Source organism: Citrobacter sp. Cu231, assembly GCF_030332265.1.
GTDB classification, from domain to species: Bacteria; Pseudomonadota; Gammaproteobacteria; order Enterobacterales; family Enterobacteriaceae; genus Citrobacter; species Citrobacter meridianamericanus.
The window spans coordinates 1-13,893 of sequence record NZ_JAOWIE010000050.1; the positions used below are offsets into that span (position 1 = coordinate 1).

At 47.0% G+C, this 13,893-nt stretch carries 11 protein-coding genes and 7 pseudogenes; 15 read left to right on the forward strand and 3 right to left on the reverse strand.

Features of this window, described 5'->3' with window-relative positions; all coding sequences use genetic code 11:
• The first annotated feature begins 8 nt into the window (after positions 1-8).
• Positions 9-1,535 (forward strand): YjjI family glycine radical enzyme, encoded by a 1,527-nt coding sequence (locus OGY15_RS22435; protein WP_286541173.1) that lies wholly within the window; start codon positions 9-11, stop codon positions 1,533-1,535.
• Positions 1,507-2,370, forward strand: a complete 864-nt coding sequence (locus OGY15_RS22440) for a YjjW family glycine radical enzyme activase (protein WP_286540379.1) — start codon at positions 1,507-1,509, stop codon at positions 2,368-2,370. Before OGY15_RS22435 ends, OGY15_RS22440 begins: the two co-directional genes overlap by 29 nt.
• A 170-nt stretch (positions 2,371-2,540) precedes the next feature.
• Here OGY15_RS22440 and OGY15_RS22445 read toward each other — a convergent pair.
• Positions 2,541-2,948: pseudogene (locus OGY15_RS22445) on the reverse strand (IS66 family transposase); the annotation flags it as partial.
• Positions 2,949-3,740: 792 nt separating this feature from the next.
• Here OGY15_RS22445 and OGY15_RS22450 point away from each other — a divergent pair.
• The 3 genes and pseudogenes from OGY15_RS22450 to OGY15_RS22460 all read left to right on the forward strand — a co-directional run bounded on the left by OGY15_RS22450 (position 3,741) and on the right by OGY15_RS22460 (position 6,251).
• Positions 3,741-3,881 (forward strand): type II toxin-antitoxin system RelE/ParE family toxin, encoded by a 141-nt coding sequence (locus tag OGY15_RS22450; RefSeq protein WP_502872336.1) that lies wholly within the window; start codon positions 3,741-3,743, stop codon positions 3,879-3,881.
• Between the two features lie 986 nt (positions 3,882-4,867).
• Positions 4,868-5,130 (forward strand): annotated as a pseudogene (locus OGY15_RS22455) (transposase); the annotation flags it as partial.
• 59 nt (positions 5,131-5,189) lie between these two features.
• A complete protein-coding gene (locus OGY15_RS22460) occupies positions 5,190-6,251 on the forward strand; it encodes a DUF1254 domain-containing protein (protein ID WP_286541176.1) in 1,062 nt (353 codons plus the stop codon).
• Positions 6,252-6,272: 21 nt separating this feature from the next.
• On the opposite strand, the pseudogene OGY15_RS22465 reads toward OGY15_RS22460, so the two are convergent.
• Positions 6,273-6,449, reverse strand: a pseudogene (locus OGY15_RS22465) (IS3 family transposase); the annotation flags it as partial.
• Between the two features lie 70 nt (positions 6,450-6,519).
• Here OGY15_RS22465 and OGY15_RS22470 point away from each other — a divergent pair.
• The 3 genes and pseudogenes from OGY15_RS22470 to OGY15_RS22480 all read left to right on the forward strand — a co-directional run bounded on the left by OGY15_RS22470 (position 6,520) and on the right by OGY15_RS22480 (position 8,229).
• Positions 6,520-6,711 carry a glycogen synthase gene (locus tag OGY15_RS22470; RefSeq protein ID WP_286541178.1) on the forward strand — a complete coding sequence of 64 codons (192 nt, stop codon included), beginning with the start codon at positions 6,520-6,522 and terminating at the stop codon, positions 6,709-6,711.
• A gap of 427 nt (positions 6,712-7,138) precedes the next feature.
• Positions 7,139-7,321: pseudogene (locus OGY15_RS22475) on the forward strand (IS256 family transposase); the annotation flags it as partial.
• A gap of 101 nt (positions 7,322-7,422) precedes the next feature.
• The gene (locus OGY15_RS22480) at positions 7,423-8,229 is read left to right on the forward strand and encodes a DsbA family protein (protein ID WP_286541180.1); all 807 of its coding nucleotides are present in this window, start codon (positions 7,423-7,425) and stop codon (positions 8,227-8,229) included.
• Between the two features lie 36 nt (positions 8,230-8,265).
• Here OGY15_RS22480 and OGY15_RS22485 read toward each other — a convergent pair.
• Positions 8,266-8,355, reverse strand: a pseudogene (locus OGY15_RS22485) (IS5/IS1182 family transposase); the annotation flags it as partial.
• A 284-nt stretch (positions 8,356-8,639) separates the two neighbouring features.
• Here OGY15_RS22485 and OGY15_RS22490 point away from each other — a divergent pair.
• The 7 genes and pseudogenes from OGY15_RS22490 (at position 8,640) to OGY15_RS22520 (ending at position 13,878) form a co-directional block, all read left to right on the forward strand.
• Positions 8,640-9,281 (forward strand): EAL domain-containing protein, encoded by a 642-nt coding sequence (locus tag OGY15_RS22490; RefSeq protein ID WP_286541182.1) that lies wholly within the window; start codon positions 8,640-8,642, stop codon positions 9,279-9,281.
• Positions 9,282-9,415: 134 nt separating this feature from the next.
• Positions 9,416-10,386 (forward strand): annotated as a pseudogene (locus OGY15_RS22495) (IS5 family transposase).
• Positions 10,387-10,681: 295 nt separating this feature from the next.
• A pseudogene (locus OGY15_RS22500) lies at positions 10,682-10,837 on the forward strand (IS66-like element accessory protein TnpA); the annotation flags it as partial.
• 360 nt (positions 10,838-11,197) lie between these two features.
• A complete protein-coding gene (locus OGY15_RS22505) occupies positions 11,198-11,932 on the forward strand; it encodes a hypothetical protein (protein WP_286541184.1) in 735 nt (244 codons plus the stop codon).
• 97 nt (positions 11,933-12,029) lie between these two features.
• A complete protein-coding gene (locus tag OGY15_RS22510; protein ID WP_286541185.1) occupies positions 12,030-12,917 on the forward strand; it encodes a GTPase family protein in 888 nt (295 codons plus the stop codon).
• A gap of 212 nt (positions 12,918-13,129) precedes the next feature.
• Entirely contained in the window at positions 13,130-13,288 is a 159-nt protein-coding gene (locus OGY15_RS22515; RefSeq protein WP_001128372.1) for a hypothetical protein, read from the forward strand.
• 125 nt (positions 13,289-13,413) lie between these two features.
• The gene (locus tag OGY15_RS22520) at positions 13,414-13,878 is read left to right on the forward strand and encodes a YfjT/YkfB family phage-associated protein (protein ID WP_286541187.1); all 465 of its coding nucleotides are present in this window, start codon (positions 13,414-13,416) and stop codon (positions 13,876-13,878) included.
• The last annotated feature ends 15 nt before the right edge of the window (positions 13,879-13,893 follow it).

A 13,893-nucleotide genomic window follows, 5' to 3' on the forward strand; every position in this document is an offset into this window, starting at 1 on the left:
AACTCGCGCTGCAACAGCGTTGCCAACAAATCGTGACCAGTCCGGTGCTCAGCCCTGAGCAGAAACGCCACTTTCTGGCGCTGGAGGCTGAAAACGCACTGCCTTACCCGCAACTGCCTGCTGAAGCACGCCAGGCGCTGGATGACGGGGTGATCTGCGATATGTACGAAGGCCATGCCCCGTTCAAACCGCGTTATGTTTTACCCGACTACGCGCGTTTTCTGGCCAACGGTTCATCATGGCTGGAGCTGGAAGGAGCAAAGGATCTTGATGACGCGTTATCCTTACTCACCATCCTGTACCATCACGTTCCGTCAGTAACGTCGACGCCGGTCTATCTCGGTCAGCTCGATGCTCTACTGCAACCATATGTTAGAATTCTAACACAAGATGAGATCGATATTCGAATAAAACGTTTTTGGCGTTATCTCGACCGCACCCTGCCAGATGCTTTTATGCATGCCAACATTGGTCCAGCCGACACGCCGATTACACGCGCAATTTTACGCGCAGATGCAGAGTTAAAGCAGGTTTCACCTAATCTTACTTTTATTTATGATCCGCAAATCACCCCTGACGATCTGCTGCTTAACGTGGCGAAAAATATCTGTGAATGCAGTAAACCACACATTTCCAACGGCCCTGAAAATGATAAAATTTTCACAAAAAGCCACTACGGCGTCGTCAGTTGTTACAACTCACTGCCGCTGGCTGGCGGCGGAAGTACGCTGGTCAGGCTCAATCTGAAAGCCATCGCAGAGCGCAGCACCTCTGTCGATGACTTCTTTACGTGCACCCTACCGCACTACTGCCAGCAGCAAATCGCCATCATTGATGCACGATGTGAATTCCTCTATGAAAAATCACATTTCTTTGAGAATAGCTTCCTGGTGCAGGAAGGGTTGATTGATCCCAAACGTTTTGTGCCTATGTTCGGTATGTATGGCCTGGCGGAGGCGGTAAATCTGCTGTGTGAAAAAGCAGGGCAATGCGCGCGTTACGGGAAAGATGAGTTTGCCAATCAGCTTGGCTATCGCATTAGCGCCCAACTGGCGGAATTTGTAGAAAGCACGCCAGTGAAATATGGCTGGAATCAGCGCGCGATGCTGCATGCACAGTCGGGGATCAGTTCTGACATCGGCACCACGCCGGGCGCACGTCTGCCCTACGGCGATGAACCGGACCCAATCACTCACCTGCAGACCGTTGCGCCGCATCACGCGTATTATCACGCCGGTATCAGCGACATTCTCACGCTGGATGAAACCATCAAGCGTAATCCCCAGGCGCTGGTGCAATTATGCCTCGGCGCGTTTAAAGCCGGGATGCGTGAATTTACCGCTAACGTGAGCGGTAACGATCTGGTTCGCGTCACCGGTTATATGGTGCGCCTGTCGGATCTGGAAAAATATCGCGCCGCAGGTTCTCGCACCAACACAACCTGGCTGGGCGAAGAAGCCGCGCGCAATACGCGCATTCTGGAACGACAACCTCGCGTGATTAGCCATGAACAGCAGATGCGCTTCGGTAAGTAAGATTATCCCTTTCTCCTGCGTCGACGGGCCGGGCAGTCGCCTGGCTCTGTTTCTGCAGGGGTGCAATCTGCGCTGTAAAAATTGCCACAATCCGTGGACGATGGGACGCTGCAATGACTGCGGGGAGTGTGTCCTGCATTGCCCGCATGAGGCACTCAGCCTGAGTGCAGGAAAAGTGTGGTGGCAGTCCGACGTATGCCAGCAGTGTGACACCTGCCTGCACATGTGCCCACAGCAGGCTACGCCGATGGCGCAGACCATGAGCATTGATGAGGTGCTGCAGTCTATTCGCAAGGCAGCACTGTTTATTGAGGGAATTACGGTCAGCGGCGGCGAAGCGACGACCCAGCTACCGTTTATTGTGGCGCTGTTTAGCGCGATCAAAACCGATCCGCAGTTGCAACACCTGACCTGCATGGTAGACAGCAACGGCATGCTGAGCGAAACCGGCTGGCAAAGATTGCTACCGGTGTGCGACGGCGTGATGCTCGATTTAAAAGCCTGGGATAGCGCATGTCATCGTCAGTTGACTGGTCGCGATAACACGCTGATTAAACAAAGCATTACCTTTCTGTCCGGGCAAGGGAAACTTGCGGAACTGCGCCTGCTGATTATTCCTGGTCAGGTGGATTATCTCCAGCATATCGATGCGCTGGCGGCGTTTATCACACGTTCAGGTGACGTGCCGGTGCGACTGAATGCCTTTCATGCGCACGGGGTATACGGCGAAGCAAAAGACTGGCCGAGCGCCACGCCGGAGGATGTGGAGATCCTCGCGCAAAAATTGCGCGAGCGCGGGGTGGAAAATTTGATTTTCCCGGCTTTGTATCTGTGAAATGCCGGATGCGATGCAAAAGCGTCACATCCGGAAATCAACAATCAAAAATGGATAATATCTTTAAATCGTTGGCTATTGTAATATTCTGCCGCTATTTAAGGTTCATGGTGAGAAAATATGGTTACTTCCGTTTTTTGGTAAGCGTAAAGTGAGTGCCGTATTGACGGCTATTTATTGGTGAGATCTACGTTCCATGGCAGAAGTTCTGCCACTTTATTCGATAACCACTCCGGCAGCACACTCAGGATATATCTGAGGTAGGCTTCCGGAACAATGTCATTCAGCCAGCATGTTCCGATAAGACTATACAGCAGAGCTCCACGCTCACCACCATGATCGCTACCGAAGAAGACGTAGTTTTTCTTGCCAAGGCAGACCACTCACAGCCCGCACTCAGTAGCGTTATTATCAGGCTATGCCAGACCATCATCGCAGTAGTAGCACAGCGCATCCCACTGGTTAAGAGCTTAAGCGAACTTATCGCTCAACAGGGATTTTTTTGACAGCGTTGCGCTTTTCTCCACCAACCTCGCATGCAGGGATGCCAACAGTGGTTTGCTACGGGATTGCCCGGCTAAGGGGTTTGAAGCCGAATGGAACGGAAACGTACGCTAAGAACGTAACATTATGATTTTTACTCTATAAATTCGTGGTGTTGTTGGTCAGGTTTACGTTGATTTGATTACCGAGTTTATTAAAACCAGAAATGCTGAAAACTGCACGGATAGTGGCCTCAATGAAAAGAATAAACAACACACTCGTATTCTTCACTTGCCAATGCTGCTCAAAAATATACTTGGCGTACTATCTCGTACGGTTGAACTTCAGACCCTGTTGAGGCTGGTGCTGTCCGTGCCGCCCACGTCGTGAGCACATCCGGAGGCAGGGCTCTGACCGTGAAGTTCGGATTGAATGAACGGCCCCTGGCCGCGCAGTCGCCGAATACGGTTATTCAAAAAGCTGGAAATGCTGGTCAGTTATTTGAAAGACGTTGGGATCGTACAGTTTGTACATTGATGCTTCCAACTACAGTCCGAAAGGTCAGAATCGTAACACCCGGTCGGACAGGTCGGTGGTGCTAAAACGGACGCATGAAGCCGTCGCATACGATGCGTGGTTCTGGGGACAGGTTCAGGCAACCATTGGTGTTCCTCGAGCGGCCGTGTCTGTTGAGGAAGCCAGACGACGCTTTGCTGCCCGAAAGAGTGTCCTACGTAATGGAGCGCGATGCGCCTGGAATAAAACCAATGGCCCTGATGGACAGGGAAAATATCATGGACTATATCAGCTAGGATAACCCGCAGGCGACAATAGGCTAGGATGATGAGTTTGAAACGACAGCTGAATGGGCTTGTGGCAATCCTGACATGTACAAACCAAGACGGATCAAAGGCACCCGGGAAGTGGTGGTCAGACCTCATTACATTCTGGTCTACCAGACTCAAGCGGGGATTCTGACAGTTTTGCGTGTGTTTCATGCCGCTCGGTTATGGTCGTCAGCAACCTGACGGAAATTTTGGCGATTGCGACGTAGAACCCCATGATACGAAAAGGTCAGCTTCAACATCAGGCCGGCGACGGATTGTCATTCGCGGAACCATTTTGGCCTGAAAAACAGGTGGCGTAACTGATACTGACTTTCGGTCGCTTATGTGGAAACCCACGTCATTACTGGTCACGGAGAAATAGAGTAATGACGTGGAACCAAAAAAAATCCGGCCCCGAGGCCGGATAACAGAGCTGGGTACGACATGGTAAAAATACCTTACCTGAACTGATATAATGCCTCAGAATAATACTAATATCTGTATTTAATATTATTGATATGTATTATTTGATTTCTGAATAATCCACCTGCAACATTCTGAAATATAATTTCAATGAAAACGACAGGTGTTATTCCTTTCGCAGTTAGTCGACAGATTTCATTCTCCTCACTTATTTCCTTCCTCTGACGACGGAATATTTTTATTCCGAGGTGTTTTTTGTGACCTATATCACCCTTTAATTAATTTGCAATTATTCTGTAGTTATTGCATTACCGATCTTATCATCTATTTTAAGATAATTTTGTAGATCATCAATCTGTAAAATTATCTTAAAAAGCCATGTTTTTTATTTTATGCTTCTAATGGTTAAAATAGAGATCTCAGATATGATTTAACCGCATTAATCGGATCTATATACTGCCCGTTAACACTCTTACCGGAATTTTCCGCTTATCCCGCCGTGGCGCGGGCCGGGCTTTTGACTTTTATTGCCTGATACAGGGGGCTATGACTTATGAAAACACCGTCAGTCCCGGAATTCCGCGCAGGGCCTGCAGCGTCTCTTTCCGGGATTCCGGGACTGACGGTGAGATACTCCGACTACTATTACCGGCTTACCAACCGCTAACAGTGCGCTCAGAGCAAACCATCTGAGGAGAGGCAGCAGATAGAGACAGTTGCTACAAGAGCACTTCAAAAACACCATGGTAGCGCAGGGGCACTGGCTCCCTCTGTGCATGGACAAAGGCTATGAATGGTAAATTGTCTGAGGGCGCGTCGTTATGAACCTCACATCCAGTCGAGGAAAGAGGAATCAGAGGCTCTTAAAAACACGGACTTCAATTCTCACCGTTGGGTTGTAGAAAGGACGCATAGCTGGATGAATCGGTTTCGCCGCGTACTGACGCGTTGGGAGAAAATGGTCGAGAACTACGAGGCAATGCTGCATTTTGCATGCAGCGTCATTGTCTGGAAAAAATTCTATTGAGATAGGCTCTTAATTATAATGGACTTTACAACAATATTATTTCATAACGGAGCAATAGCATGAACAGATACATTAGATTAATTATTGGTTTTTGTATTGCATCAACCACTGGTGTTGTCATTGCGCAAGCCGAGAGCAATATCACACCTGTATCCGTCGACAACTTTAGCCGTGCGGAAACGGATACAATCATGGCGTATTACGTACACAAAGGTAAGCTCGGAGTGTTTCACCATGCGTACAAGCCAACTCCCATTACCGAGCAAAAAGTTGTAAGGATGAACCGCGATACCCTTTATTCAATAGCTATTTTTGATCTAGATGTAGGGCCAGTAACATTGACTCTCCCTGAGACTAATGGCCGTTACATGACGGCTCAGTCTATTGATGAAGAACATTATACAGATGATGTTTTTGATGCAAGAAAGATCAAAACCAGAACTTACTTCAAGAAAGGTGTTGGAACTGGTGATATTGGTATTGATACTCGTTATATGGCTCTCGTCGTACGAACCATGGTTGCTCCTCAGAATAATGATGATGTTAAAGCTGCCAATAAATTACAAAATGAAATCAAGGTGTCACAAAATATAATTGGAGAAACAAAAGCGAAATTTAATATCCCGAATTGGGACTCTAACTCCCAAACAAGATTACGTGATGCACTAAAGGTACTTGGCACAACCATCACCAACTCAGAACGAATGTTTGGTAGCAAAGAGAATGTCAATCCTATTCACCATCTAATAGGGGCGGCAGTGGGCTGGGGAGGGCTCCCTAGTAGTAATGCTATGTATATCCCCAGGCACCCTAAAAACAACGATGGAAAGCACACTGAAACTCTGACAGTGAAGAATGTTCCTGTCAATGGTTTCTGGTCAATAAGTGTTTATGATTCAGAAGGCTACTTTAAGAAAAATAGTCTTAATTCATATTCTGTCAACAGTGTTACTGCCGCCAAAAATAAGGATGGTTCAGTAACTATTCAATTCGGTAATTGTACATACAGCACTCCTAACTGTATACCTGTGATGCCAAGATGGAATTATACAGTCCGTCTATATGAACCGCGCAAAAAATTACTGGATGGATCGTGGACATTTCCTCAGATTAAGCCCTGATATAATTGAGTAAACTGATTATTATATACTTCCATAAAGGAGGTATTTAGAGTACTGTATCAACGAGTAGACTGATCCCATGACAGTAGACAAATTAGGTCCTCGCAACGAGGCCTGTTCAAAGACCTCTGGACTGACGCCGCCGAGATGACTGTGACGCCGGGAGCGATTATAGAAGACTTCAATATAATCGAATATTTAATTTCCACGGGTAATGATAAAAGAACCTCCAAGGGGTTAATCCCTTCAGGCCGACGGAGTGAATAAAATGAATAAAGGTGACGATATTTATTCACTGCATAATTTTGAATTTCTGGCCATCGCATTTGCACAGATGGCAGTACAGGGAAGAACTGTGGATATTGATGCAGTGACCGGGAATATGGATGAAACACACCGGAAATGGTTCACGGAACGTTACCTGCACTGGCTGGCGATATCCCGCCAGGAGCCGAAGTAATAACGGGCCGCGAAGATAACATAAAGGTGCTTTCGCGACGCCAGCGAGAGCGCCGATATGTTCTTTTTCGCCATAGTCTCTGCTGTGTGAATATTCTTCTGCTTATGTTGGCAGTTATGGCGGCGTTGCTCGTTTTTTAGCCGTAGATTTTCTCCGTTACTTACTGTGAGACTGGGAAAATTTGAACCACCTCCCATGTCAGGGTAGTTGTCGTCTCTGAGTGAAAAAATCTGGGGCTTGATGTATGAAGATTAATACGGCCATACCATTACGAGTGAAAATAGGATGGTACTGTGTGTGATTCATAGACATCGTTCAATTGGTAGAGTCTTAGGACGTGGTATAAATTAGGAAGGATGGTGAGAGCCATCGGCTTATCCGGTAAGGTAATGGTTAATTAGACAATTATCTTAGATGGAGCCAAACGATGGCTGACAATAGCATGACATTCAGCAACACTTTGGTGCAACTCGACGGCGAGGACTTTCTGCGTGAGCTTACCGAGTTTACGCTCAACCTTATCATGAAATCGGACGTTCAACGCGGAGCCGACCGCAATTGCTACCGTGACCGTCAGTACAATTGCCGACCCAGTACGCTGGCGCTCCGTGGAATCGCTTATTCCGCCGGCGCGTGAACGTGTAGTCACGACAAGACTGGAGTGGGTACGGAAACAGGCAGCCACCATTGCTGAAAATAAGGAACCATAAGATGTTAACAGCAAAGCGCACCACACTGGCGGTGCTGACGGCCGGATGTCTGCTGTCCGGTATGGCAAATGCCGCAGAGGCAGGAAAATCAGCGACGGTCTCCACGCCGGAGCAGGAAGCCCACACAGATGAAATTGCGAAAGACTATCTGCCGGCTCATCCGGCTGTACTGATTGAGGTCAGCCAGAGACTGCAGGCTCAAAAGCAGGAAAAGCAGCAACAGGCAATGATGACCGCCGTGATTCAGAATCAGGCGGCGTTGCTGGACGATAAAGGCACGCCGTCATATGGTCCCGCCAGTGCGGAAGTGGCGGTCGTCGAGTTCTTTGATTACCAGTGCATCTACTGTGCCCGGCTCGCGCCAGAGCTGGAGAAGGAGATAAAAGCCAACCCGGGAGTGCGCTTCGTGTTCAAGGAGTTCCCGGTATTTGGTCTGCACTGGCCTGCGTCGCTGAGTGCGGCGAAAACCGGGCTGCAGGTCTGGCAGCAGAAAGGGGCTGATGCGTATATGAAATATCATAATGCGATTTATGCCACCGGACATAATGAGGGACAACTCACCGATACGGATATCAGTGAAGCTGCGAAAGTGGTAAAATTTGACGCTGGTAAAGCTGGCGATGTACAGGGAACACTGGACGGCATTAACATGCTGGCCCGGCAGCTGAATTTCAGCGGAACGCCTGCTCTGGTTGTTCTTCCTTCAAACGGTGCCAGTCCTGATAACGTTACAGTTATTCCTGGATACCTCAGTACGGAAGCGATACAGATGGCTATCAATAAAGCGGCGGATTATTCCCAAAAATAATCCAGTGTCAGCCATCTGGCGATACGCTGTCTAGGCTGGGCGTCCGGTCCGTGGTGTTGCTGGTTCAGCAGGTAATATGGGCTGGATAAGAGTCCGTGCTTCATCGGGAAGACCGTAACGAGCCATAGTTCAATATGTTGTGGAAACAGGCAGTTACTATAGCTCAGGTGATTAAAGGACACCGCCTAGAAATGACCTGCTCCCCTGGCGCGTAGCACTGCCAACTAAATAACACATTCCCCTCAATACGATCCTCGCTGGATGCTTACACTGTTATTTTAGCTATTATCTTTTGAACAATCTAAATCTATTTTATTAGTCTTATCAAAAATAATTATACTTTCGTAGTATACCTGCCCCTTATTTTTCAATAAAAATATCATTAGAGTTAAATTTAAATGGTGATTATTTTGATAAAGATAAAAAATTTATATTTCAATTTTAAACTAGAGCCCATAGTTAACATATTTAATAACAAAGTGAAAGGATATGAAATACTATCATGTCCACATGACTTATTCGTTAATGCTGAGACCTATTTCAACTCTCTTCCCAATGAAATGCTTGCCCATATTTTCTATGAGCAATTATATTTTTTCAATATGGAATGTTTTCATAACCCAACACTGGTGAGAAATTTATTCATAAACGCCCCGCTATCTTTACTGATAAGTGACAACTTCATTCTTTCAATTTACAAATATATTCAGGCCGTGAACTTAAATATTGAAATTCAATACACTCCTCATATTTTGAAATCGCAATTATTGAACCAAATCAGGTGTTCACTACCCTACAGAGTAAATGTATGGGTTGATGATGTTGATATTAAAACTGAAAAAATCGTTCCAGTGAAAGGTATTGGCCTAAAGATAGATAAATACTCTTTCTGGAATGCTTATGAAAAAAAATCAGATATGAACGAGTTATATTCGTTCTGCCCTGATTTTTTGATTATTGAAGGAATAGAGACCACATCACATCTTGAGTATCTGATGAAGAACAACATCACACTCGCGCAAGGATATTACTGGCCTTCTAAAAAATATTAATGAAATGATATTCAGAGGATTATATAGCAGCAGTGGAATACGCAAGCATGTAACATGCCTACAATTATCGGACGCCCACTTAGTGCGACGTAACCGGCAGATGGCGTTGTTGAATAAATCGAACTTTTGCTGTGTTGAAGGATCAGAGCTCAGATCCTCCCAACAACGCAGACGACATGCCGTGGCAAAACAAAAATTCAAAATCACCAATTGGAAGACCTACAACAAGACCCTCATCAACCGTGGCTCCCTCACTTTCTGGCTGGACGATGAGGCTATTCAGACTTGGTATGAGTCAGCAACGCCTTCATCCCGGGGAAGGCCTCAGCGCTATTCTGACCTTGCCATCACGACCGTCCTCATGGTTAAACGCGTATTCCGACTGAGCCTGCGGGCCGCACAGGGCTTTCTTGATTCCATTTTTACCCTGATGGAGGGCCCGTTGCGCAGTCCGGATTACAGCAGTGTCAGCAAGCGGGCAAAATCGGTGAATGTCAGTTTTAAAACATCCTCTCGAGGAGAGATAGCGCATCTGGTGATTGACTCCACAGGGCTGAAAGTCTTCGGTGAAGGTGAATGGAAAGTCAAAAAACACGGCAAAGAACGCCGCCGTATCTGGCGAAAACTGCACCTTGCAGTCGATGCCAAAACACATGAAATAATCTGCGCAGACCTTTCTCTGAACAATGTCACGGATGCAGTGGCCTTTCCCGGGCTAATCCGGCAAACACACAGAAAAATCAGGTCAGCCGCAGCGGATGGCGCTTATGATACGCGGTTGTGTCACGATGAACTGCGGCGTAAGAAAATCAGCGCCCTTATCCCACCTCGAAAGGGAGCAGGTTACTGGCCAGTGGAGTATGCAGACCGTAATCGTGCAGTAGCAAACCAGCGTCTGACGGGGAGCAATACCCGGTGGAGATGGACAACAGATTACAATCGTCGCTCAATAGCGGAAACGGCGATGTACAGGATAAAACAGTTGTTCGGCGGTTCACTGACGCTGCGTGATTATGATGGGCAGGTAGCGGAGGCTATGACCATGGTGCATGCACTGAACAAAATGACGAAGGCAGGTATGCCAGAAAGCGTTCGTATTACCTGAAAACACGACTCGCTACGGGGATCCTTGCCCGAAACCTGATTTATTCAACAACGCCGCGGCCAAGATGAGTATAGGTAATTTGGCTATCGTAAAAGTGGTGGCTAAGAATGGCAATCTGCGATGTAAATTGGCCGGTTAATTATTGGCTATTTAAAATGACCGCTTAACGGCGTTTACTGTTCCGTTGCTCCCCAAACCCCAACACCAAAGCTGCACCAGCCCGGCATGACGGAGGGCTGGTGCGGTTAAGTTTTGTCCATTTTTTGGTTTTAATTCCTATCAATGATCCGTAATGCCAGTGACAAATCCCTTCCGGCGAAATAAGCCAGACGAGAGTCCTGTTGACGAACTACCTGGCTGTACTCCACGATGTGAACTGCACTTAAAATCAGGCGTTGTAAAACTCTTTGACCCTATGACACCAGAACTTCTTCGGGCACTATGTTCTTAGATTACAATTTGTTTTTTTTAGTTTTTTTGCTGGGAGCCATATCCTCCACCCAGCGGCTCAACAGACCAAGGTTTGACAGGCAAAAAATGAATGCACATACATAGATGACAAAAATTACCAAAAAAATTCGTATCCCCTCAACGCCTGAGAACATCAGGCATACACTTATAAAAAAACCTAACAACCATGTGATGACCATAGGCATAGCCAGTAGGATATACTGATCTAGCCAGCTTGTATGCATCAGGGAGTGAGAGAGAACTTCTCCGTTTCAATGGAGCCATTAACAGACTTATTGAGCAAATATTAACAGAAAATGATAAATCAGAGATCATTCGGAATTTTCTAGAAAACCAGGGAATGTACAGAAAGTACTGTGTTGATGAAACAATTGCATCCTGGTTCTCTCATGATGAAAAATCCAGTGTCTTTTTCTGGCTTTATCTTTTAAAAAAATTCAGAGATCAACAGCTTGGTGATGAGATCTTATCTCTTGCTGGCAACAGTTATCATGACAAAAAAATAGTATGTGATAAAAATAACTCAAAAATTACCGTTAATGAACTTCCAATCCGAACGCCAGATAATCCAAAGAAGTGTTTTATGGCTGGATTATATATTCTTGACCTGCTCAGCTTTTCACCTGACAAGTTGCAACGTACACTCGACGAAATAAAAATCGATTACTCGCATATAAGAGACCTACGCCGAAAAGATTTCGCCTGGTTTACAGATGCTGGGCCGGAAGATGTCAAATGGGTCTGGAAACAGTTTAATGGTCACCCGAACTTATTAAATAACATAAACAAGTGGGATCTTAGTGAGTCTCTTCTGTCTCAGGCTATACCATTACTTTACTACTTATGGGATGGTCGAGAAGACACGAAAGCTCTTTACCTTAATACATTGCGTAAGCGTTACGCAAATATGAAACATCGTAAGAAAGTTGCCGATAAGGCACCGGTTAATATTCGTATTTCTCCAGGTACTAAAAATACGCTGGTCAAACTGGAGAAGCGTTTTAACCGTAACAGGGCTGATGTCATTGAATATTTGATAGAAAAAACCTGGGCTGAGCTGAATCAGAAAAACTAAAAAAAATCTCAGTTATATATCACCTTACTGAATTCCCTGCCTTTTAACTCCAGCAGGCCATCCTCACCGGATGGTTTTTTTTCATTCAGAGGCCGATATGAAACATCCTTCAGGCTATGCCCTTATCCGTCGCCATCTTCGGCGTTATCCGCACGCGCTGCGCGAGCATCTAATCCAGGAACTTAACCGTCTGGTCACTTATGAACCGGTGATTGGAATCGTGGGTAAAACCGGCGTCGGTAAATCCTCGCTGTGTAACGCGCTGTTCCGCAGTGAAGTCTGTGCAGTCAATGCAGTGGAGGCCTGTACCCGCCAGCCACAGCGCGTACGGCTACGTTTCGGTAATCACTTCCTGACGCTCGTTGATTTACCCGGCGTGGGTGAAAGTTTTACCCGTGACGGTGAATACCGTGAGCTGTACCGGGACCTCATGCCACAGCTGGATATGGTGCTGTGGGTACTTAAGGCCGATGACCGGGCTTATGCGGTGGAAGAGCAGTTTTATCGGGACGTGTTCGCGCAGTTCAGCGGACCTGTGCCGCCAGTGCTGTGGGTACTGAACCAGGTGGACAAACTTGAGCCCGCCGAGTTGTGGAACTGGTCGTCGGCGCAGCCTTCCGCATTACAGACTGAACATATTACACAGAAACGGCGGGCTGTGGCTCGTCAGTTAGGGATTGCTGAGCAGGATATTCTGCCGGTCTCGGTGCGGGGGCGTTATCGCCTGTCACGTCTGGTGGAAGCGATGATTACCCGCCTCCCAAAGCAGGCCCGCAGCCCGCTGGTTCCCCACCTGCATAATGGGTATTACACCGCCAGCGTCATCAGCACCGCCAGCAGCAGCTTTGGCGATGCCGTGGTGGAAATGATTGATAAGATTATTGATCTGGCCCCGCTACCACAGGTGGCTCGCATTGCGCTGCAGTCTGTAACACACACTGTCGCCCGTGCGGCACGCTCCATGTGGGGATTTTTCTTCGGTTAGACACTTCGCTTTCGATGAATGGCCTTATCGGTTTCGATAAGTTTTCTTGTTTCATTACGATCGATTTTGTCGATCGAGCTGATCGATATTCATCGTTGTACATGATTAATCCGGTAGCCACATAATCCACAGGGCATTATGTGATTTGTTAATTTTAACCATCAAAATCAATGCGATGTATCGCAGGTATTGTCACGCATTAAGGAAAGTATATGCCGTTAATTCTGTTATGGGGCGGTCTGGCCCTGTTGCTGGGTATCGTGGCTTCCGCTAACGGACGTTCGTTCTGGGGCTGGTTCATTCTCGGTCTGATAATCGACCCGATACTGGCGGGGCTGCTTTACTGGCTTATTGCAAAGGACCGCACATGAAAACATTTCTGCGTCTGTTCGGTAAGTTCACCTGCTGGTACATCACCCTCATTATCTTTATGGCCTGCCTGCTGTTCATTATCACCACCCTGGGCAATATGGCTGGCTTCTGACAGGACACTCCAATGAAAAATAAACTGATTATTTCATTTTTACTGGCTTCAGCGCTGACGCCTTCTGTCTCGCATGCGTTTGGCAACCGTGATAGCTGGGTAAGTGGCTATGCGCAGGGAACGTCTGAATACATCATCCTCGGTAAAGGGCAATCACAACTTTATCTGTCCTGCGACAGTTCCGGCTCACAGTCAGCGACCATTATCTTCACTGACGTGAACGGCCATCAGGTCAGGATGGACAGCGGCCAGACACTTACCATGAGAATTGATAGCGCTGAAGAAGTGAATATCAGCGAGAGCGCGTCTCATGTGGGGTCTGACAATGTGATGTGGGCCTGGAACAAATTACGCACCGGCAAACGTGTTGTGGTTTCAGGTAGCGGGGTAAAACCTGCCACTTTCACTTTAGCGGGGGCTGCTGCAGTTCTTCCTGCCTTCGGTGACAACGGCTGTGTACCCGGATTTGCACTGTAGTTCTGCCTCACTCTT

Coding starts and splice junctions, on each gene's coding strand:
- OGY15_RS22440 (WP_286540379.1), top strand. CDS start 1,507: ATGAACAGCAGATGCGCTTCGGTAAGTAAGATTATCCCTTTCTCCTGC.
- OGY15_RS22450 (WP_502872336.1), top strand. CDS start 3,741: ATGTACAAACCAAGACGGATCAAAGGCACCCGGGAAGTGGTGGTCAGA.
- OGY15_RS22460 (WP_286541176.1), top strand. CDS start 5,190: ATGAACAGATACATTAGATTAATTATTGGTTTTTGTATTGCATCAACC.
- OGY15_RS22470 (WP_286541178.1), top strand. CDS start 6,520: ATGAATAAAGGTGACGATATTTATTCACTGCATAATTTTGAATTTCTG.
- OGY15_RS22480 (WP_286541180.1), top strand. CDS start 7,423: ATGTTAACAGCAAAGCGCACCACACTGGCGGTGCTGACGGCCGGATGT.
- OGY15_RS22505 (WP_286541184.1), top strand. CDS start 11,198: ATGTACAGAAAGTACTGTGTTGATGAAACAATTGCATCCTGGTTCTCT.
- OGY15_RS22510 (WP_286541185.1), top strand. CDS start 12,030: ATGAAACATCCTTCAGGCTATGCCCTTATCCGTCGCCATCTTCGGCGT.
- OGY15_RS22515 (WP_001128372.1), top strand. CDS start 13,130: ATGCCGTTAATTCTGTTATGGGGCGGTCTGGCCCTGTTGCTGGGTATC.
- OGY15_RS22520 (WP_286541187.1), top strand. CDS start 13,414: ATGAAAAATAAACTGATTATTTCATTTTTACTGGCTTCAGCGCTGACG.